This is a genomic window from Porcipelethomonas sp. (assembly GCF_051893655.1).
Classification (GTDB): Bacteria; Bacillota; Clostridia; order Oscillospirales; family Ruminococcaceae; genus Porcipelethomonas.
Window position 1 is genome coordinate 1 of the sequence record NZ_JBJFHN010000021.1, and the last position, 21,172, is coordinate 21,172.

A 21,172-nucleotide genomic window follows, 5' to 3' on the forward strand; every position below is an offset into this window, starting at 1 on the left:
AAGATGAATAATAGCAGATAGGAGACCTTGTATGAAAATTGTTTTTATGGGAACTCCGGATTTTTCTGTACCATGCCTTAAAGCACTGGCTGACAGCGGTTTTGAAATTCCGGCAGTTTTTACACAGCCCGACAAGCCTAAGGGCAGAGGATATAAAATGATACCGCCTCCGGTGAAAAAGTGTGCAGAGGAATATAATATTCCGGTTTTTCAGCCGCTGTCACTAAGGAAGGGTGAGGACGCCGAAAAATCGCTTGATACTCTTAAAAAAATCTCTCCGGATCTGATTGTTGTTGTGGCATACGGTCAGATTCTTCCGAAGGAAATTCTTGAACTGCCAAAGCTTGGATGTATTAATATTCATGCGTCTTTGCTTCCTGAATACAGAGGAGCAGCTCCCATTCAGAGATGTATTCTGGACGGTGCTGAAAAAACCGGAGTCACCTCAATGATGATGGAAGAGGGACTTGATACCGGTGACATGCTTATTAAAAAGGAAATTTCCATAGGTGAAAACGAAACTGCTTCCGAGCTTACTGAAAGACTTTCAAAGCTGGGTGCAGAGGTTTTGATGGAAACAATAAAGGCGGCTGAAAAAGGAGAGCTTTCTCCTGTAAAGCAGGATGATGCACTTTCAAGTTATGCGAAAATGATAACTAAAGACATGAGTGCTCTTGATTTTACAAAGTCAGCCGGAATGGTTCACAATACCATAAGAGGCGTTACCGGATTTACAATTATGAACGGAAAACGTCTTAAGGTATATAAAAGCATGATTTGTGAAGGAAACGGAAATGAACCGGGAACAATTGAAAATCCTGATGAATTTACTGTAGCCTGCGGCGATGGAAAATGCGTAAAATTCCTTGAGGTTCAGTATGAGGGGAGCAAACGCATGAGTGCCGGAGATTTTCTTAGGGGACGAAAGCTTTTAAAAGGACAGAAGCTGGGGTAAGGAAAGGAAACATTATGTTTTTTTATGATTATTACTGGCTTGCATTGATTCCACTTATTATTGCAATGCTTGCCTCTGCAAATGTCAAATCAACCTATTCAAAATATGAAAAGGTAAGAAACGGACGTGGTCTTACCGGGGCTATGGCAGCAAGAGAGATTCTTGATGCAAACGGACTTTCTCATATTCGTATTGAGCATGTTTCCGGTCAGCTTTCAGATCATTTTGACCCGCGCAGCAATGTGGTAAGGCTTTCTGATTCCACATATAACAGTGCATCGGTGGCAGCAGTAGGGGTTGCGGCTCATGAAGTGGGACACGCTTTGCAGTATGCAAATAACTATACTCCTATGAAGCTCAGGAGTGCAATTATTCCTCTAACAAATATAGGCTCATCGCTTTCTTATCCGCTGGTGCTGATAGGCATTATTATGGGCAATTCTTATATGGGGGAATTTCTGGTCAATATCGGAATTATACTTTTCCTTACAGTTGTGGTATTTCAGTTTGCAACTCTTTTTGTGGAGTTTAACGCAAGCTCAAGAGCTATGAAGACTCTTGAAAATTATCATATGCTTGAAGGCAATGAACTGAAAATGTCCCGTAAGGTACTGACAGCAGCGGCACTTACCTATGTTGCTGCATTGTTTACCGCAATCGTAAACCTTATAAGACTTCTCCTTATAGCATCAAACAGAAACAGGAACGGCCGTGACTGATGGGCAGTGCAAGAATTCAGGCAGTGAAGCTGCTTGGCAGGACTTTTGCAAAGGGCGGATATTCTAATATACTTCTTGACAAAACTCTTGAAAACTCCGGTATGGAGGACAGGGATAAAAAGCTTTGCTCTGTTTTGTATTACGGAGTACTTGAAAGAAAAATAACTCTTGATTATATTATTTCAGGCTACAGCCGTCAGGGAATTTCTAAAATGAATCCTGAAATTCTGAATATTTTAAGGACAGGTATTTATCAGCTTAAATTTATGGACGGTATTCCCGAAAGCGCTGCTGTAAACGAAAGCGTGAAAATTGCAAAATCCTTAGGACTTGGAAAGCTTTCCGGATTCGTAAATGCGGTTATGAGAAATTTTTTAAGAGACGGTAAAAAAATTAATTATCCTGAGGATAAGATAAAACGTCTTTCAGTTGAATATTCAGTGCCCGTATGGCTTTGTTCACTTCTTTCAGAAAATTATTCTGAAAGTCAGACAAGGTCTTTGCTTGAAAGCTCAGTGGAAAAACCGCCGGTTACAATAAGACTTAATAATATCAGATGCCCAAATGAAGAGAATATATCTGAAACTCTGGGAATGAATGCTGAAAAAACATTTTTAAACGGCTGCTTCCTTATTGAAAACGGAGATGTTACAAGGCTTGATTCCTTTAAAAAAGGATTGTTTCATGTTCAGGATATTGCTTCTCAGCTTTGCTGTGTTGCACTTGATCCTTCTGTCGGGGAAACGGTTCTGGATTTGTGTTCTGCTCCCGGAGGAAAGGCGTTTACTCTGGCGGAACTTATGAATGACAGTGGAAAAATTTACGCTTTTGATATACATGAAAATCGTGTAAAACTTATAAAAAACGGTGCAGAACGTCTTGGTATTTCATGTATTACTGCTGATACGGGAAATGCGTCTGTATTTAATGAAAATGTTCCCAAAGCAGATAAAATTCTATGCGATGTGCCATGCTCCGGACTGGGAGTTATAAGACGCAAACCGGAAATAAAATACAAAAGCTTTGAAGAATTTGAAAGACTGCCGGAAATTCAGTATAAAATACTTGAAACAGCATCAGAATACCTGAAACCGGGAGGAGAACTGGTTTATTCTACATGTACAGTAAACCCTGCGGAGAACGGACAGGTTATAGACAAGTTTTTAATGGAACATAAAAATTTTGAGGGTGTAAGCTTTCTGGAACACTTTGGCAAACCTTTCGGGGACTATAAAGTTACATTGTTTCCGGATAATTTTAACAGTGATGGATTTTTTATTTCAAAAATAAAAAGGACGGAATAAGCTTGAAAAAAATTGATATTTTATCTTTGTCCCTTGATGAGCTTGAGGCTGAAATGATCAGTATCGGAGAAAAAAAATTCAGGGCAAAACAGATTTTTCAATGGCTGCATGTAAAACAGGTCAGAGATTTTAATGAAATGAGTAATATTTCTTTGGAATTACGTACAAAACTGAATGAACATTTTTGTATAAAATCACTAATTATAGCAAGAAGACTTGAATCTTGTATAGATAATACGGTAAAATATCTGTACAGGCTTTCTGATGATGCCTGCGTGGAGACCGTTTTAATGGAATATAATCACGGACTGAGCCTTTGTGTGTCCACACAGGTGGGATGCAAAATGGGCTGTAAATTCTGTGCGTCTACTATTGCAGGTTTTGAAAGAAATCTTGAACCGTCCGAAATTCTGCTTCAGCTTTATGAAACTCAAAAGGACTGCGGCAAAAAAATTTCAGGCATTGTCCTTATGGGAATCGGAGAGCCGCTGGATAATTATCAGAATGTTGTGAAATTTCTGGAGCTGGTTTCTGCACCTGAAGGATGCGGACTGAGTCTCAGACATGTTACTCTTTCCACCTGCGGACTTGTCCCGGGAATACGTAAGCTTGCAGAGCTTAAGCTGGGGCTTACGCTTTCTGTATCCCTTCACTGTCCGGACAATGAGGGACGCAGTGAAATAATGCCGGTCAATAAATCATATAATGTTTATGAACTTATTGCCGCAACAAAAGAATATGTACAGAAAACCGGACGCCGAGTCACTTATGAATATGCTGTGATTGACGGGGTGAATTCCGGCAAAAATGATGCAATAAAGCTTGCACAGCTTATAAAAGGAATTAATTGTCATGTCAATCTCATACCGGTTAATTCGGTTAAAGAAAGAAATTATCACTCAAGCCGTGAATCGGCAATTAGGTTTCAGAAATATCTGCTGGGACTTGGAGTTAATGCTACTGTCCGACGGACGCTCGGCAGCGATATAAATGCCGCCTGCGGACAGTTAAGACGTGAAGCGGCAGGAATGTGAAATAAAGGATAAGAGGTGAAGGATAGTGAAGTACGTAAGCGCAACTGATATAGGTCTTTTAAGAGAAGAAAATCAGGATATGGTCAAAGTCAAGGAGTTTTATGGAAATGTTCTTGCAGCAGTGTGCGACGGTATGGGTGGAGAACGTTCCGGTCAGGATGCAAGCAGAATCGCAATAGAAGAATTTTTCAGCCGGTTTGACGAAGGATATTCGCCGGAGCTTGATACCATAGGGGTAAGACAGCTGATGACGTCTTCAGTATCTGCCGCCAATTCAATTGTATATACTACGGCACGAATGGATTATAAAAGCTTTGGCATGGGAACAACGTGCGTTGCAGCGTATATAGATGATAAATATATATATATAATAAATATTGGGGACAGCCGTGCATATTACATGGACGAAAACGGACTTCATCAGATTACTTCTGATCACACTCTGGTAAATCTTCTTCTTATGCAGGGAAAAATAGAGCCTGACGAGGTTCAGACTCATCCTAAGAGGAATATGCTTACTAAGGCAGTCGGAGTGGAAAAGACAGTTAAGCCTGATTTTTACCGAATGAAACGTGAAGAAAAATTTACAATTCTTCTCTGCTCTGACGGTCTTTCAGGATATTGCAGCGACAGTGAAATTTATGAAATTATGAAATCAACGCCTTTGGAGGATTTATCAAGAGCGCTTATAGATCTGGCATTCAGCAAAGGCGGACGAGATAATATAACCTTAGCAGTAATAACCGATTAAAACGGGAGTGTGGAGAATTTAATGGAAAAGGATAAAAACATTGGAAGAAAGCTGGACGGACGCTATGAAATAACCGAACTTATAGGCGAGGGTGGAATGGCGGACGTTTATAAGGCTGTAGACATTGTCGACAACAAAATTATTGCTGTAAAAATTCTGAAAAAGGAATTTGCAGAAAGTGAGGAGTTCCTCCGAAGATTCCGTAATGAGTCAAAGGCTATTGCAGTTTTGTCACATCCTAATATTGTTAAAATATATGATGTCGGATTCACTGATAAGATTCAGTATATCGTTATGGAATATATTGACGGAATAACTCTTAAAGAATACATGGAAAATGAACGTGTTTTAAGCTGGAAAGATGCTGTTCATTTTGTTACACAGATTTTAAGAGCATTGCAGCATGCTCATGAAAGAGGAATAGTTCACAGGGACATCAAGCCTCAGAATATAATGATGTTTACTGACGGCACTATCAAGGTCATGGACTTTGGTATTGCAAAATTTGCCAGAGAAGAAGGCAAAACTGCTACAGACCAGGCAATCGGAACAGTTCACTATATAAGTCCTGAACAGGCAAGAGGAGATGTTACAGACGCCAAGAGTGACCTGTATTCAGTAGGCGTAATGCTTTATGAAATGCTTACGGGTCAAAAGCCTTTTGATACGGATAATCCGGTATCAATTGCAGTTATGCATATGCATAATGTTGCAACACTTCCAAGAAGGATTAACCCGGATATTCCTGAACCGCTGGAGGAAATTATCGTTCATGCAATGGAAAAAAATCCTGCGGACAGATATCAGACGGCTCTTGAAATGATGAGAGATATAGACCGTTTCAAGGCAGATCCTGATGTGAAATTCGGCTATATTACAAGAAGTCAGGAAGGGGTAATGCCCACACGCTATTTCTCGGCAGTCGCAGAAGATCCTGATGAAAACTACCAGCAGGAAGAGTACCCGGAAAACCAGCAGAGTGATACTTATACTGAAGACGATATTATTTACGATACTTATGATGAGGATTACAGTGATCTGGATGCTGAAGAAACAAAAAGCAAATCACTTTTTGTTCCTGTACTTTCAGCAGTAACTGTTGTTGTTATTATGGTAGCGGTATTTTTTATAGCCACTCTTGTCAAGGGCGTATTTTCTGATGACGGAAAGAAAAGTTCAACGGAATTTGCTATGCCGAATCTTGTGGGAATGGATTATAATCAGGCTCATGAAGCATATCCGAATCTTGATATACAGGTCGATTCCGCAGAATACTCTGATCTTGAAAAGGATAAGATTTTTGAACAGAATATCCCTGAGGGTGACGGCGTAAAGAAAGGTGAGATTGTAAAAGTCAAGGTAAGCCTGGGAGCGAAGACAATAAAGGTTCCGAATGTTATAAATTATCACTATATTACTGCCGGAGAAGCTCTGAGAGCACAGGGACTGGAAGTGGAATTCCAGTATCAGGCAAACAAGGATGTGGAAGAAGAACTGGTTTTTGACACTGAACCTGCAGCTCTTGAGGAGGTAAAACCCGGTTCTACTGTATTGGTATATGTAAGCAAGGGTTCTGATGTTGAAGAAATCAAGATGGAGGACTTTGTCGGAAAGCATATTGATGATGCAAAAGTTCAGTGCGGAGTATGGGGAATCAGCGTTAAAACTGAAAAGAAGGACTCCGGCGAGGATGAAGGAACTATCTTAAAACAGAGTATTGAAGCAGGAGAAAAGGTTCCGGCTGATTCTACAATAACGTTTACTGTCAGCACTGGTAAAGAACCGGAAGGCGATGTGGAAATGAAATTCTATTTCCCTGGCGATGCTACCGGAAGATTTACAATTACTGCATATCAGAACGGTGTGGCAATATATCAGAGCTTTACCCTTTCTGCTGATTATTCAAAAGAAAACCTGATAACAGTACGAGGAAAGGGAACAAATGAAGAAATAACTATGGTTCTTACAAATCTCAGCAACAATCTTACAGCGGTACTGGGAAGATATACTATGAATTTCGAGGAAGGTACATTCTCACCTATAGAAGAGGATATTGACGGTGCATTTGTTATCGTTGACGGACTTTATGTTGCTCCTACAGATCCGCCTGTGCAGGAACAGCCAACAGAAGCACCGCCGGAAGAAACTCAGCCACAGGCTGAAGATTCCTCGTCAGAAGAGAGCGAAGAGTAAAAATATGGCTGAAGGAATTATCGTAAAATCAATCGGAGGACTCTATTTTGCAGAGTCCTCCGACAATGTATATGAATGCAAGGCAAGGGGAGTTTTCAGAAACAAGGGAATTTCTCCTTGTGTAGGTGACAGGGCAGTTATTGAAAACGGAGTGATTACTGAAATACTGCCCCGGAAAAATCATCTTATAAGGCCTCCGCTTTCTAATCTGGATCAGCTGATTTTTGTGGTTTCTGTTACCGAACCATCGCCTAATATGCTGATACTGGACAAGTTTATTGCAGTTGCTGAATATCAGAATATTGAACCGGTTATTGTAATTACCAAAACTGACCTTGAAAGCTGTGAAGATATCTGTTCAGTTTATGAAAAAACCGGAATCCGATTATTTGTCATAGATTATCGTTGTGACAATCCGGCAGAAGATATAAGAAAACTGCTGAAAGACAAGATAAGTGCATTTACTGGAAACAGCGGAGCAGGAAAGTCTACGTTGCTCAATGAGATATGCTCAGATTTTCACATTCCTACAGGAGAAATAAGTAAAAAGCTGGGCAGGGGAAAGCATACCACAAGGCATGCGGAGCTTTATAAGCTTCCATGGGGAGGATATATTGCAGATACTCCCGGATTTTCTACATTTGAAACTAATAAATATAATATTATAAAAAAAGAAGAGCTTGCCGGATGCTTCAGGGAGTTCCGGCAGTATGAAGGAAAATGCAGATTCCGTGACTGTTCCCACACAAGTGAAAAGGGATGCAGTATAATTGAAGCAGTGGAAAAGGGAGAAATATCAAAGAGCCGTCATGAAAGCTATTGCAGTATGTACAGTGAAGCAAAACAAATCAAGGAATGGGAGCTGTAATAATTGGGACATAACAAGAAATGCTATATATTCGCCGGAGCACCGGATTCAAAATGCACAGGAGTTGAGTTTGACAGCGACAGATATGTTATCTGTGCTGACGGAGGATATGTTCTGGCGAAAAAAATGAACATTGAACCAGATGTTATTATAGGCGATTTTGATACCTATAAGCTGAAACTGCCGGAAAACTGCGAAATTATACGGCATCCTGCGGAAAAAGATGATACGGATACAATGCTTGCAGTAAAGCTTGCCCTTAACCGTGGGTTTAAGCATATTGTAATATGCGGAGCAACAGGCGGCAGAATAGACCATACTATAGCAAATATTCAGACTTTGAGATATATTCTGGGTCATGGAGCATACGGAGAACTTGCAGGAGACGGTAATTATGTTACTATGCAGGGACCGGGAATAAAGGTTTACAGCAGAATGAACGGCTATTATTTTTCTATGTTTTCATATACCGAGGAGTGTACCGGAATTACTGCTACGGGATTTAAATACCCATTAAAAAATGCCGTACTGAAAAACAGTTTTCCGTTGGGAGTCAGCAATAAGGTTACAGGAAAATCCGGAATAATTTCACTGGAAAAAGGCATTTTACTTATAATTTTTTCAAAAGATATGAACCAAAGCTGAAATTGAGAATATAATACAGTATAATCTTGATTGGAGGCAGACAATATGAAAGTTGTAATTATTAAAAGTCCCAAAATATTATCCGGTATACTCAGAATGATTTTCAGGATAAAAAAGGAAGAGGAAACTGAGTAAAGTCATTAAAAAATGGCTGCTGCACCAATATCATGGTACAGCAGCCTGAAAATTATCTGGTGCCGGTGGTGGGACTCGAACCCACACGCCATTGCTGACAACAGATTTTGAGTCTGTCTCGTCTGCCAATTCCGACACACCGGCAAATTACTAATTCAGTATACCACATCACACAAAAAAAGTCAAGAATTTTTTTCATATTATATTTGATTGACATTAACACGGCTTAATGTTATAATTAAAACATATTCAATAGGAGGTTAGATTTAATGGTCTGTAAAAATTGCGGAAAAAAGGTTTTTGCCAAAGAAACCTGTCAGTGCGGCGAAAAAGCTCCGAATGTGCATGGTGCAGGTGTGGCTTTAAATTCAGTTATATGTACGATTTTGCTGGCGCTGTCAGTAATATTTATCATACTGACAATGTCACTCAGGAATATTGTAAATAATAATATCCTGATTGATACGGTTAAGAATATTGATTTGTGTGAGGTTCAGGTAGAAGATGAATCCGGAAAAGCGGTAAAACTGGATCAATACATATACGACAATTATATTGACGACGAAAGGATTACTGTTAGTAATGTAGATAATGTTTTGTCTGACCCTTTTATCAAGGATTTTGTTATTGAGAAGCTTGAAGGATATCAGGCGTTTTTCATGGATGAAGGAGACATTGTTTATATTACTTCTGACGATATTGTCAATCTTATAGATGAAAACAGTGAACTTCTTTATAATGAGGCAGGACTTCGCTTTCTTGAACCGGACAAGCAGCAGCTTAAAGATGATTTAAGCGGACTTGATAAGTTCAGTCAGTTTTCCGAGGATTATCTTACCGGATGGTTCAGCAGCGGACTTATTCATACATTCTTTTCATTCGCAAATGTTATTTTCCTTGCAGTGCTGATGGCAGTGATATTTATTCAGTGGATCGTGGTTTATAAGCTTAATGCACGCAGGGCAGGAAAAGTATTCAGAAAGTATGGCATTGCAATGATTGTTCCGTCCGCAGTGATTCTTATTTCATCAGTTTCACTTATTTTCCTGAATAAAGAAGGTATAGTAAATGCGTTGGTTACAGATATAAAATGGTCATTTACAATAGCTTCAGTAAATATACTGGGTATAGGAATTGCCCTTCTGGCAATTTCCGTTCCTATGTGCATGAAGAAAAATAAGGCACAGTATTCTGTTCCGTCTCAGCCGGAAGAAAATACCGTACAGACTGAAATGTCTGCTCAGCCGGCATATGCTGCTGCACCACAGCCGGCAGCTACTGAAATTCCGGCAGCTGATTCGTCGGATTCAGCGGCGGCTGCTCCTGCTACTGCTCCTGAAAGTGAAAACATTGTTGTTTCTGAATCCACCGGTAAACAGACTGGTATATGCCCTCAGTGCGGATATCAGAATAAGGAGGCATCTTCTTTCTGCAGCCGATGCGGTACCAAACTAAAATAAATTAATTAAAACTCCGTCAGGGATTTGGAAAATTCTGGCGGAGCTTTTTTATGAAAAATCATACCTTCCGGAAATTGTTCATATAATTTTGTGAATTAAATTTTTTGGGAGGTAATTATGGAACAGGTTCAGGAAAATATTAAGGAAAATGACAGCGAAAATTCTTCACAGGAACCAGTGGATCTGATTGAAATGGTAAGGGCAAAGCATAGTGATGAAGATATGAATAAAGAATCAATAATTGATATTTTTACAATGCAGCTTATTATGTGCGTATTGCTTATTCTAATATTTGCCGTGCTGAATCTTATAGAAGCAGAAACCGCTGGCTGGTTTATTTCAGAATTTAAATCCGTAACAAGCGGAAATCCGGAGAAATTTTTAAAACAGGCTGTAAAATATGCAGTGCAGTATATAAAATGATAAATATAAATATCGGCAGACTTAAACTGTCTTTTGATTTCAGCTTTTTTGCAGTGGTCGCTTTGTTTTGTCTTCTGGACGCTCCGGAGCTTGCTCTAACCGCAGTATGCGCATGCGTAATACATGAACTCGGACATTGTATTGCGGCGGTTCTGACAGATGTACAGATCGAACGAGTAATATTCTGGGCTGGGGGAGTAAAAATGGTTTCGGATATCGGCATGAAACCCATTTCCAGCGAGCTTATGGTTTTAGCAGCCGGTCCGGTTTTTAATTTTCTTGCTGCACTGCTTTATTTCATCACCGGTGAAAACAGCGCATTTTCTGTAAATTTCATTTTGGGATTGTTTAATCTTTTACCGTTTTCCAGTCTGGACGGGGGAAGCATTATAGAAAAAATTCTGGAGTATAACGGTTTTTTTTCATACAAGTATATGAGAATAATTTCATTGATATCAGCAGTAATAATAATTTCGTTTTTCTGTATCACAGGAACAGGTAATATTACCGGATATATAACACTTATCCTACTTGCAATATATGAATTTAAATAAAGTAAAACAGGTATTAACATCCGTAATTTATAAAAAATAAGAAAAAAATAAGAATTTTTGTAAAAGGTCTTGCAATTTCTGTCCTTTTGTGGTATGATATTAGAGCATTTAAATCCGCAGATGAATTTTGTCTGCGAGAGTTTGTGCCAGTAAAATGACATTAAACAGGGCAGTCCGCTGCCGCAGAGATTAAGCGGTCTCGTTTGTTGCGGTAAGAATGCCGGAAATCAGGAGGAATTTTAATGAACGCTTTAGAAATTATCAGCAATTCCAGTATGAAGGAAGAAGCTCCGAAGTTCGACATCGGTGATACTGTAAAAGTTCACGTAAGAATCAAGGAAGGCGACAAGAGCCGTATTCAGGTTTTTGAAGGAACTGTTATTGCCAAGAAGCACGGCGGTGTAAGCGAAACATTTACTGTAAGACGTGTTGCTCACGGCTGCGGAATTGAAAGAGTATTCCCGCTTCATTCACCTGTTGTAGACAAGGTTGAAGTTGTAAGAAGCGGTAAAGTCCGCAGAGCTAAGCTCTATTATCTCCGTGACAGAGTTGGTAAGGCTGCAAAGGTTAAGGAACTTATTAAGTAATACGGGGCGGTCTCCGGCAGATCAGCTGCCGGAAGGCGTTATGCCTTCACGAGGGACGTTAAAGTCCCTTTTTTGCTATTAATTTATGAAATTGAGGACAAGGCAATGGAAGAACAGCAGATTTTAGAAAATAAGAGTGAACAGTCCGGTGAAAATACTCAGGATAAAAAAGGCGGATTATTCAGCGATGTTATGGAAATCCTTGAATCAGTCATGATTTCAATTTTTGCAGTACTTATGATTTTTACATTTATTGCAAGACCTGTAACAGTCGACGGAAGATCAATGATGCCGACTCTGAAGGATAAAGACAGACTTATTATGAGAACATGCCTGTATACTCCAAAGAACGGGGATATTGTTATAGTGGATAATGAGAGTTCATATATTTATGCACCCGGAACAAACGAACTGATTGAGGGGAAAAGTCTTAATAAACGTCTGATAAAAAGAGTGATTGCAGTAGGCGGACAGACTGTTGATATTGATTTTGATACTCATGAGGTGTATGTTGACGGAGAACTCCTTACAGAAAGCTATATAAATGAACCTACAGCACTGAATCCCGGAGCTTTTGATTATCCTGTTACTGTACCTGAAGGATATATATTTGTAATGGGTGATAATCGCAACAATTCGACTGACAGCCGTGACAGTCACGTGGGATTCGTAAAGGAATCGGATGTTCTTGGAAAGGCTGTTTTGCGTTTCTATCCTGACTTTACCAGCCTTAGCTGATTATTTGCAGGGAGTGCGGAATAAATGGAAATGAAAAATATGTCAAAGGAAAGCCGTGAAGCGGAAATTGACAGAATTCTTGCTGAAACTGCAAGAAATCCATATAAGAAGATCAAGCCGGCGGCACCGGTAAAACGTCCGGAAGTCCCGAAACGCCCGGAAATGCCAAAAAATCCGGATGTACCAAAAACTCCTGTTCAGTCAGCACCGGACAAAAAGGATGATCTGGAAAAAACAGTTCTTATGCAGATGCCGTCTGAGGAAGAACGGGAAAGAGCAGAAAAAGCAAAAGCTTCTGCGGCAGAAAAAATAAGAAAAATAAAAGAAGAAAAGCACCGTGCAATGACAGCCCGGAGGACTGAAAAAGCTGAATCTGAGGAGACTGTGCCTGTCAGTGATGATTATACTGATAATTTTTTGCCGGAACCGGAAGATGAGCAAATTACTGAAAGCAGGAGTATGATTAAAAACAGACAGGTGATATTCAGTATTCTTGATATATGTGAAGGCATTGTAATAGCTGTTTTTATAATTACGCTTGTATTTACATACATTTTCAGAAGTGCGGTTGTTTCAGGAAATTCAATGTCTCCTACTCTTAAGGACGGTGACAGGCTTCTTGCTTTTGTTCCGGGAAGTCCTTCTTATGGTGACATTGTGGTAATAAATGATACAAAAGCAAATCTGATAGACCCAGACGGTTCAGTGACCCAAAAGGATGGTTTAGACTGTAAAATAGTAAAAAGAGTTATTGCTGTGGGCGGAGATACCATTGACTTTGATTTTGATAATGGTATTGTGTATGTAAACGGCAAGGCTCTGGAGGAATCATATATAAACGAGCCTACTACAAGAGATGAACAGGCTTTTGATTACCCTCTTACCATTCCGGAAGGCTATTACTTTGTTATGGGTGATAACCGTAATATATCCAAGGACAGCCGTCATGAGGACATAGGGCTTGTATCAGAAGATGATATTGCCGGAAAGGTATTGTTAAGAGTATATCCTTTTGAAAATGCAGGGTCTGTAAAATAGAAAGGGGATTCAGTAAATGTCAGAGATGGCTGATATACAGTGGTTTCCCGGACATATGGCGAAAACAAGGAGAATGATTCAGTCAAATCTTTCACTTGTGGACGGAGTAGTTGAAATACTGGACGCCAGAATCCCGGAATCAAGCAGGAATCCTGAAATGGACAGGCTTGTTAAAGGCAAGCCGAGAATGTTTGTCCTTAATAAATCGGATATGGCGGATGATGATGCTACTTCCAGATGGATGAACTATTACAGGTCCGCAGGATTTACAGTTGTGAAACTAAGCTGCAAAAGCGGAAACGGAATGAAAAATTTTCTTCCGGCTGTAAAGGAACAGATGCTTGAAGAGCTTATGAAAAAAAGACGTGAAAAGGGAATCGAAAATGCTCCGCTGAGACTTATGATAGTCGGGATTCCGAACGTTGGAAAATCTACATTTATAAACCGTATGGCGAAATCAAAGAAAGCAAAAGCAGAGGACAGACCCGGTGTTACCCGTACAAAACAGTGGGTAAAGCTTGGGGATAACGTTGAAATGCTTGACATGCCGGGAGTTTTATGGCCGAAATTTGAGGATCAGATGGCTGCCAGAAAGCTTGCATTTACTGGTGCTGTCAAGGACGATATTCTGGATATTGAAGCACTGGCTTCACTGCTGCTTGAAAATCTTGCAGAGAATTATCCGGGTGCGCTGAAGGAACGCTATAAAATTGAACCTTCAGGTACTGGCTTTGAACTGCTTGAAAATGTGGGCAGAAAAAGAGGAATGCTTGTATCAGGCGGTGAGGTAAATACTGAAAGAGCCGCTATTACGGTTCTTGACGAATTCAGAAGCGGTAAGCTTGGCAGGATTACTCTTGAGCTGCCGGAAGGAGAATAGCTATGAATCCGCTTTGGGAGTATGATGAAGCAGTAAGAAATGCAGCAGGGATATTCTGCGGAACCGACGAGGCTGGAAGAGGTCCTCTTGCAGGTGATGTATATGCTGCTGCGGTAATTTTAAATCCTGAAAATGTTATAGAGGGATTAAATGACAGCAAAAAACTTTCTGAGAAAAAACGTGAAAAGCTGTATGACGAAATAATCGAAAAAGCGGACGATTACTGCATTGCAAGGGCTACTGTTGCAGAAATTGAGGAAATCAATATTTTAAATGCTGCAATGCTTGCAATGAAACGTGCAGTTTCAGGTCTGGAAATTCGTCCTGTTCTGGTTCTGGCAGACGGCAACAAAACTCCGGATGTGCCATGTGAGGTAAGAGCAGTGGTAAAGGGCGACGGGACTTCTGCGTCAATTGCAGCAGCGTCGATTCTTGCAAAGGTCACAAGGGACAGATACATGCTGGAAATGGCAAAGCTTTATCCGGAATACGGTTTTGAAAAACATAAAGGCTATGGTACAAAGCTTCACAGAGAAAAAATTCTGGAGCTTGGACCGTGCCCGATACATCGTCCGTCGTTTCTGAAAAAAATATATGAGAAGAAATAATCTGGGACGTGACGGGGAGCTTCGTATATGCAGGTATATTGAGCTTCAGGGAATGAAAATTCTTGCGAGGAATTTTACAGTCAGGGGAGGAGAGGCTGATATTATAGCTGAAAATCCTCCGTATGTCTGCTTTATAGAAATAAAACTTCGCAGTGCCGGCGCTATTGATGCAGAAAAAAGCGTTGGTATAAAAAAACAGCGGAGAGTTATAAAATCTGCTGAAAAATATTTAAGGGAAACGGACTGCAGGCTTCAGCCAAGATTTGATGTGGTTTTTGTCAATGCCGAGGATGAGGGGTTCAGTCTTGAATATATAGAAAACGCCTATGACGGTTCCGGCGTTTTATGAAATTTTATTAAAGCAAAGGGTGGTTTTAATGTATTATAAGAGTACACGAAACAGCGCAATTAAGGTAAGCAGTGCAGAGGCAATTACACAGGGTATTTCCGAAGACGGCGGTCTTTTCGTTCCGGAATCTATTCCAGAAATCACACTGGATGAAATCAAATATTTGTCCGGACTGAATTATTCATGCAGAGCAGCTTATATCTTCAAAAAGTATCTTACAGATTTTACTGATGCTGAAATTCAGTACTGTACGGACAATGCTTACAGTACCAAGAATTTTGAAACTGAAAATATCGCTGAAATCGCAGAGCTTTTTGACGGTACTTATATGCTGGAGCTGTGGCATGGCCCTACATGTGCATTCAAGGATATGGCTTTGCAGATCCTTCCTTATTTTCTGACTACATCTGCAAAGAAGATAAATCTTGATAAAAAAATTATAATTCTTGTTGCAACATCCGGTGATACCGGAAAGGCAGCTCTCGAAGGCTTTAAGGACGTTGAGGGAACACAGATTCTGGTCTTTTATCCTGAAGACGGTGTAAGCCCGATGCAGAAAAGACAGATGACAACCCAGACAGGTTCAAATGTTGGCGTGTGCGCTGTAAAGGGTAATTTTGACGATTGTCAGAACGGTGTTAAGGCTATATTTACAAATAAGGAAATCAAGGAAAAAATGAACGCTGCCGGACTTATGTTCTCAAGCGCAAATTCTATAAACTGGGGACGTCTTGTTCCGCAGATCGTTTATTACATTTCTTCCTATGCGTCACTGGCTGAAAGCGGAGAAATCAATCTGGGCGATAAAATTAATATCGTTGTTCCTACAGGTAATTTCGGAAATATTCTGGCTGCATATTATGCAAAGAAAATGGGACTGCCTGTAAATAAACTTATCTGTGCGTCAAACGTAAACAAGGTTCTTACAGACTTTATTGAAACAGGCGTTTATGACAGAAACAGAGATTTTTATGCTACATGCTCTCCTTCAATGGATATTCTTATTTCAAGCAATCTTGAAAGACTTCTGTATATTGTTACAGGTCAGGATGATGCACAGATAAGAGAATGGTTTACAAGCCTTGCAGAAACAGGCAGATATGAGGTTAACGATACAGTCAAGAAGGTTCTTAAGGAAGAATTCTTCGGAGGTTACTGTGATGATGCCCAGACAAAGGCTACAATCCATGAAATTTATGAAAAGTATTCCTATACATGCGATACTCACACAGCTGTTGCAGTAAAGGTTTATGAGGACTACAAAAAGGCTACCGGTGATACTACAAAGACTCTTATTGCATCTACAGCAAGTCCTTATAAATTCAGTGCAAGCGTACTGGAAGCAATTGAAGGCAAAAAATCTGAGCTTGATGAGTATGATATGGTTGACAGACTTGCAGAGCTTTCAGATATTCCTGTTCCGGCAGCTCTGGCAGACCTGAAAAACAAGGAAAGAAGATTTACAGGTTCAATTGAAAAATCTGATATGAACAGCTTTGTTCTTAAAGATTTCGGTCTGGCTTAATGTCATTGTTTGCAATCGGAGATCTTCATCTGGCGATTAGTGATAAGTCCAAAAGCATGTCCGTGTTCAGCGGATGGGATAATTATATGGAGCTTCTTGAGGATAACTGGAAAAGGCTGATAAAGCCTGAAGATACAGTTGTACTCGCCGGAGACAGTTCGTGGGCTATGAATATCAAAAGCGCTTATGAGGATTTTCAGTGGATTGAAAAAATGCCTGGAAAAAAGATTTTTTTAAAGGGCAATCATGATTACTGGTGGGGATCTCTGAAAAAAATGAACGATGCATTTTCTTCATGGGGATTCACAACTATAAATATTTTGCATAATAATCATTACAGATATGAAAATTACGGAATATGCGGTACCAGAGGCTGGGTTAACATGCCCGGAGAGCCTGCTGACGCTAAGGTGCTGGCAAGAGAAGCCGGAAGGCTGGCAGCTTCTCTTGAATCGGCAAAAAGGGAAGGTCTTGAACCTTTGGTTTTCCTGCATTATCCGCCTGTTTACGGAAATAACTGCAATTTTGATATTCTGGAAGTGCTTTATAAATATGAAGTAAAGCATTGCTGGTATGGTCATCTGCACGGAGTGTCAATAAAATATGCTATAAACGGGGAACGTGATGGTATTGATTTTCAGTTAATATCTAGTGATTATCTACAATTTGTGCCTTTAAAAATTTTATAAATTGTGGAAAATGTAGAAGTGAAATTTTTCTGTAGAAAAATTTTTTTCAATATGATATAATGGTTAAGGTATGCACTTATAAATAAATTGGAGGACTTAAAAATGAGTTTAAAATCATCAACTAAGGTTGACGTTAATACACAGGAACTTACCTTTGCAGTTGACGCTGAAAGCTTTGCGGCTGCTATAGAAAAGGCTTATCAGAGACAGAAAAAACAGATCACAGTTCCCGGATTCAGAAAGGGAAAGGCTAGCAGGAAGATCGTTGAAAAGTATTTCGGCGAAGGCGTATTTTATGAGGAAGCAATAAACAGCCTTATTAATGACGAAATGCCGGATGCAATTAAGAATGCAGAACTTGTTCTGGTTGATACTCCGAAAATAGAGGTTATTTCTGCTGATACAGAAAACGGTGTTGAATACAAGGCTATCTGCATTACCAAGCCTGAAATTACTGTTTCTGAATATAAGGGAATAAAAGCTCCAAAAAATGTCAAGGATGTAACAGACGAGGATATTGATCAGCAGATCGAACAGATCAAGCAGAGAAATGCAAGAATCGTCTCCGTTGACAACAGACCGGCGCAGCTGCAAGATGAAGTAATTATTGACTTTGAAGGATTTATGGACGGCGAAGCATTTGATGGCGGCAAGGCTGATGAATTCCCTCTGAAGCTCGGAAGCGGACAGTTTATTCCTGGATTTGAAGACCAGATCGTTGGACATTCAATCGGTGAGGAATTTGAAATTAATGTTACTTTCCCTGAAAATTATCAGATGGAAGAATATGCAGGAAAGCCTGCAACATTCAAAATCAAGCTTAATGCTATCAACGAAACAGAATATCCTGAATTTGATGATGAACTGATTAAGGATACTACTGAGTTTGATACAGTTGACGAATGGAAAGCTGATATCAGAAAGACTCTTGAGGAAAGAGCAGAAACAAGAGCCGCTTCTGAATTTGAAAACTATATAATGCAGTTCCTTATTGATAATGTTGAAGCTGTTATACCTAAATGCATGTTTGACCACAGAGTTGATTCACTGATCAGAAATTTTGAACAGAGCCTGAAACAGCAGGGAATGAGCATTGATATTTATCTTCAGTATACAGGTATGGATATGGATTCATTCAGAGAAACATTCCAGGAAAGAGCTGAAAATGAAGTTAAATTAAGACTTGCTCTTGAAAAAATCGCAGAGCTTGAAAGTATTGCTCCTACAGAAGAAGAAATCGACAGCCAGCTTCAGGAAGTTGCTGATGCAAACAATATGTCTCTTGAGGATGTAAAACTCAGAATTCCTATGGATGATTTTATTACAGATCTTAAGGTGTCAAAAGCAATTGAATTTGTAAAGGACAATGCAGTAATTGACAATACAATTGATCCTGATAAAAAGAATGAAGAATCAGAAGAGAGCGAAGAAGCTGCTGAATAATCCGGGTGTTAAAAGCGCTGTCCTTTAAACGGGACAGCCGCTTTGTCATACAGATGATAATAAATGCTTATTAATTTTTGGAAAGGGAGAATAAATTATGAGTATGGTACCTTATGTTGTAGAACAGACAAGCCGTGGAGAACGTTCTTATGATATTTTTTCCAGACTGTTAAATGACAGAATCATTATGCTGTCTGAAGAAGTAAATGATACAACTGCAAGTCTGGTTGTAGCACAGCTTCTCTATCTTGAAGGTCAGGATCCGGAAAAGGATATATGTCTTTATATTAACAGTCCCGGCGGATCTGTTAGTGCTGGTATGGCTATATATGATACAATGCAGTATATAAAATGCGATGTGTCAACAATTTGTATAGGTATGGCGGCTTCTATGGGAGCATTTTTGTTGTCATCCGGTGCCAAAGGAAAGAGACTTGCCCTTCCAAACAGTGAAATTATGATCCATCAGCCGCTTATATCCGGCGGTCTGCAAGGTCAGGCAACTGATATAAAAATCAGAACGGAAAACCTTTTGAAAACTAAAGAAAATCTTAACAGAATTCTTAGCGAAAATACCGGAAAATCCTATGAAGAAATCTGCCGTGATACTGACAGAGATAACTTTATGACTGCTGCTGAGGCTCAGGCATACGGTCTGGTCGACAAGGTAATCAGTCACAGATAATAACAGATATAGATAGGGGAGAATTTTATGTCGGATAAACCATTAAAATTCTGCAATTTCTGCGGGAAAAGTGAAGATAAAGTTCAAAGTATTTTTACAGCAGGTGCTTCAAATATTTGTGATGAATGCGTTGTTTACTGCTATGAGCTTCTTATGGGTCCGCTGGCTAAAAACAAACCTGGCAGAAAACCAGAAAGCAAAAATAAATATGACAGCGATGCGACAATAAATCTTCTTACTCCAGCTGAAATAAAGGCTGTTCTGGATGAATATGTTGTAGGTCAGGATAAAGCTAAAATTACACTTGCTGTTTCCGTTTATAATCACTACAAACGAATTATAAATCAGGAAAATAATAAAAACGATGTGGATATTCAGAAAAGTAATGTGCTTCTTCTTGGTCCTACTGGTGTGGGAAAAACATTTCTGGCTTCTACTCTTGCAAAAATTCTGGACGTTCCGTTTGCTATTGCAGATGCTACAACTATAACAGAAGCAGGTTATGTAGGCGATGATGTTGAAAACGTTCTGCTCAGACTTATTCAGGCTGCGGATTTTAATATTGAAGCAGCTGAAAGGGGAATCATCTATATTGATGAAATTGATAAAATCTCCAGGAAATCTGAAAATATTTCTTTGACAAGAGATGTCAGCGGAGAAGGCGTTCAGCAGGCTCTTCTCAAAATTATTGAGGGTACTGTTTCAAATGTTCCTCCTCAGGGCGGACGTAAGCACCCTAATCAGGAATTTATTCAGATAAATACTAAAAATATTCTGTTTATCTGCGGCGGAGCATTTGATGGTCTGGAAAAGTCAATTTTAAAAAGAATTAATTCTTCTGCACTGGGCTTTGGAGCAGAGATAAATTCTAAAAAAGAAATGACTAAAAATATTTTCCATAAAGTAATTCCTCAGGATTTAGTGAAGTTTGGTATAGTTCCGGAACTAGTGGGCAGACTACCTATTATAACAGTTCTTGATGAACTGGATGAGGAAGCACTTATAAAAATACTGACAGAACCTAAAAATGCGCTTCTTAAACAGTATAAAAAGCTGTTTGAGTATGATAATATTGATCTGGCTGTTGAAGATGATGCACTGGCTGAAATTGCTAAAAAGGCTATTGCACAGAAAACAGGTGCAAGAGGTCTTCGTGCTATCATAGAAGATGTTCTGATGGAATCTATGTTTGAAGCACCGTCAAATCCGGATATAACAGGTATAACTGTAACAGCTGCTTCAATAAGAGGCGAAGAATCCCCTAAATATATTACTAAAAGAAAGTACAACAGGTCAGAAAAAACAACTGATATGTAGGCTTAAAATTTAGCACTCAAAAATCCGTAAAATAAAATACGGATTTTTGAAAAAAGTGCTTGACATAATGTTATTTCTGTGGTATAATAAATAAGTACTTTGAAAGTATGTGAATATCGCGGTGTGGAGCAGCTAGGTAGCTCGTCGGGCTCATAACCCGAAGGTCGTTGGTTCAAATCCAGCCGCCGCAACCAAATAAAAAGGTACTAGGCAAGGAATACTCGATTGGGAGTGAATGCAATCTTTCTTCTTTGCTTAGTACCTTTTTTATT

The 21,172-nt window shown here is 39.5% G+C and carries 23 protein-coding genes and 2 tRNA genes; 24 read left to right on the forward strand and 1 reads right to left on the reverse strand.

What is annotated here, in order from left to right:
- Window positions 1-31 precede the first annotated feature (31 nt).
- The 9 genes from fmt to spoVM are packed head-to-tail and all read left to right on the forward strand — an operon-like array spanning window position 32 to window position 8,604.
- Window positions 32-955: a methionyl-tRNA formyltransferase gene (gene fmt, locus ACI4WO_RS00945; protein ID WP_439805685.1), complete on the forward strand. Its 924-nt coding sequence runs from the start codon at window positions 32-34 to the stop codon at window positions 953-955.
- A gap of 14 nt (window positions 956-969) precedes the next feature.
- A complete protein-coding gene (locus tag ACI4WO_RS00950; RefSeq protein WP_439805686.1) occupies window positions 970-1,674 on the forward strand; it encodes a zinc metallopeptidase in 705 nt (234 codons plus the stop codon).
- Window positions 1,674-2,978, forward strand: a complete 1,305-nt coding sequence (gene rsmB, locus ACI4WO_RS00955) for a 16S rRNA (cytosine(967)-C(5))-methyltransferase RsmB (protein WP_439805687.1) — start codon at window positions 1,674-1,676, stop codon at window positions 2,976-2,978. The genes ACI4WO_RS00950 and rsmB overlap by 1 nt, the downstream gene beginning before the upstream one ends.
- 2 nt (window positions 2,979-2,980) lie before the next feature.
- On the forward strand, window positions 2,981-4,012 hold the full coding sequence (gene rlmN / locus ACI4WO_RS00960; protein ID WP_439805688.1) for a 23S rRNA (adenine(2503)-C(2))-methyltransferase RlmN: 1,032 nt from the start codon (window positions 2,981-2,983) through the stop codon (window positions 4,010-4,012).
- A gap of 25 nt (window positions 4,013-4,037) precedes the next feature.
- Window positions 4,038-4,763: a Stp1/IreP family PP2C-type Ser/Thr phosphatase gene (locus ACI4WO_RS00965; RefSeq protein ID WP_439805689.1), complete on the forward strand. Its 726-nt coding sequence runs from the start codon at window positions 4,038-4,040 to the stop codon at window positions 4,761-4,763.
- A gap of 21 nt (window positions 4,764-4,784) precedes the next feature.
- Window positions 4,785-6,956: a Stk1 family PASTA domain-containing Ser/Thr kinase gene (gene pknB, locus ACI4WO_RS00970; protein WP_439805690.1), complete on the forward strand. Its 2,172-nt coding sequence runs from the start codon at window positions 4,785-4,787 to the stop codon at window positions 6,954-6,956.
- A 4-nt stretch (window positions 6,957-6,960) separates the two neighbouring features.
- Entirely contained in the window at window positions 6,961-7,824 is an 864-nt protein-coding gene (gene rsgA / locus ACI4WO_RS00975; protein WP_439805691.1) for a ribosome small subunit-dependent GTPase A, read from the forward strand.
- Between the two features lie 3 nt (window positions 7,825-7,827).
- Window positions 7,828-8,469, forward strand: a complete 642-nt coding sequence (locus tag ACI4WO_RS00980; protein WP_439805692.1) for a thiamine diphosphokinase — start codon at window positions 7,828-7,830, stop codon at window positions 8,467-8,469.
- Between the two features lie 45 nt (window positions 8,470-8,514).
- Complete coding sequence (gene spoVM / locus ACI4WO_RS00985) at window positions 8,515-8,604, forward strand: stage V sporulation protein SpoVM (RefSeq protein ID WP_439805693.1); 90 nt, start codon at window positions 8,515-8,517, stop codon at window positions 8,602-8,604.
- A 57-nt stretch (window positions 8,605-8,661) separates the two neighbouring features.
- Here spoVM and ACI4WO_RS00990 read toward each other — a convergent pair.
- Window positions 8,662-8,748, reverse strand: a tRNA-Leu gene (locus ACI4WO_RS00990).
- Window positions 8,749-8,873: 125 nt separating this feature from the next.
- Between ACI4WO_RS00990 and ACI4WO_RS00995 the strand changes: the two genes are divergently transcribed.
- The 15 genes from ACI4WO_RS00995 (at window position 8,874) to ACI4WO_RS01065 (ending at window position 21,094) form a co-directional block, all read left to right on the forward strand.
- Window positions 8,874-10,064, forward strand: coding sequence for a zinc ribbon domain-containing protein (locus tag ACI4WO_RS00995; protein ID WP_439805694.1), 1,191 nt, complete (start codon window positions 8,874-8,876; stop codon window positions 10,062-10,064).
- A gap of 117 nt (window positions 10,065-10,181) precedes the next feature.
- Window positions 10,182-10,487: a hypothetical protein gene (locus ACI4WO_RS01000; RefSeq protein ID WP_439805695.1), complete on the forward strand. Its 306-nt coding sequence runs from the start codon at window positions 10,182-10,184 to the stop codon at window positions 10,485-10,487.
- Entirely contained in the window at window positions 10,484-11,041 is a 558-nt protein-coding gene (locus ACI4WO_RS01005) for a site-2 protease family protein (RefSeq protein WP_439805696.1), read from the forward strand. The genes ACI4WO_RS01000 and ACI4WO_RS01005 overlap by 4 nt, the downstream gene beginning before the upstream one ends.
- 242 nt (window positions 11,042-11,283) lie before the next feature.
- Window positions 11,284-11,628, forward strand: a complete 345-nt coding sequence (gene rplS, locus ACI4WO_RS01010) for a 50S ribosomal protein L19 (protein ID WP_439805697.1) — start codon at window positions 11,284-11,286, stop codon at window positions 11,626-11,628.
- Window positions 11,629-11,700: 72 nt separating this feature from the next.
- Window positions 11,701-12,366, forward strand: coding sequence for a signal peptidase I (gene lepB, locus ACI4WO_RS01015; RefSeq protein WP_439805698.1), 666 nt, complete (start codon window positions 11,701-11,703; stop codon window positions 12,364-12,366).
- 24 nt (window positions 12,367-12,390) lie between these two features.
- On the forward strand, window positions 12,391-13,404 hold the full coding sequence (gene lepB / locus ACI4WO_RS01020) for a signal peptidase I (RefSeq protein WP_439805699.1): 1,014 nt from the start codon (window positions 12,391-12,393) through the stop codon (window positions 13,402-13,404).
- A 16-nt stretch (window positions 13,405-13,420) separates the two neighbouring features.
- Window positions 13,421-14,284: a ribosome biogenesis GTPase YlqF gene (ylqF, locus tag ACI4WO_RS01025; protein ID WP_439805700.1), complete on the forward strand. Its 864-nt coding sequence runs from the start codon at window positions 13,421-13,423 to the stop codon at window positions 14,282-14,284.
- Window positions 14,285-14,286: 2 nt separating this feature from the next.
- Window positions 14,287-14,892 carry a ribonuclease HII gene (rnhB, locus tag ACI4WO_RS01030; RefSeq protein WP_439805701.1) on the forward strand — a complete coding sequence of 202 codons (606 nt, stop codon included), beginning with the start codon at window positions 14,287-14,289 and terminating at the stop codon, window positions 14,890-14,892.
- Entirely contained in the window at window positions 14,879-15,241 is a 363-nt protein-coding gene (locus tag ACI4WO_RS01035) for a YraN family protein (RefSeq protein ID WP_439805702.1), read from the forward strand. Before rnhB ends, ACI4WO_RS01035 begins: the two co-directional genes overlap by 14 nt.
- Window positions 15,242-15,269: 28 nt before the next feature.
- Window positions 15,270-16,766, forward strand: a complete 1,497-nt coding sequence (gene thrC, locus ACI4WO_RS01040) for a threonine synthase (RefSeq protein WP_439805703.1) — start codon at window positions 15,270-15,272, stop codon at window positions 16,764-16,766.
- Complete coding sequence (locus ACI4WO_RS01045; protein ID WP_439805704.1) at window positions 16,766-17,455, forward strand: metallophosphoesterase; 690 nt, start codon at window positions 16,766-16,768, stop codon at window positions 17,453-17,455. The genes thrC and ACI4WO_RS01045 overlap by 1 nt, the downstream gene beginning before the upstream one ends.
- A gap of 102 nt (window positions 17,456-17,557) precedes the next feature.
- Window positions 17,558-18,898: a trigger factor gene (tig, locus tag ACI4WO_RS01050; protein ID WP_439805705.1), complete on the forward strand. Its 1,341-nt coding sequence runs from the start codon at window positions 17,558-17,560 to the stop codon at window positions 18,896-18,898.
- 97 nt (window positions 18,899-18,995) lie between these two features.
- Window positions 18,996-19,583 (forward strand): ATP-dependent Clp endopeptidase proteolytic subunit ClpP, encoded by a 588-nt coding sequence (gene clpP / locus ACI4WO_RS01055; RefSeq protein ID WP_439805706.1) that lies wholly within the window; start codon window positions 18,996-18,998, stop codon window positions 19,581-19,583.
- A 27-nt stretch (window positions 19,584-19,610) separates the two neighbouring features.
- Window positions 19,611-20,900: an ATP-dependent Clp protease ATP-binding subunit ClpX gene (gene clpX, locus ACI4WO_RS01060; RefSeq protein ID WP_439805707.1), complete on the forward strand. Its 1,290-nt coding sequence runs from the start codon at window positions 19,611-19,613 to the stop codon at window positions 20,898-20,900.
- A 117-nt stretch (window positions 20,901-21,017) separates the two neighbouring features.
- Window positions 21,018-21,094, forward strand: a tRNA-Met gene (locus ACI4WO_RS01065).
- Window positions 21,095-21,172: the final 78 nt, after the last annotated feature.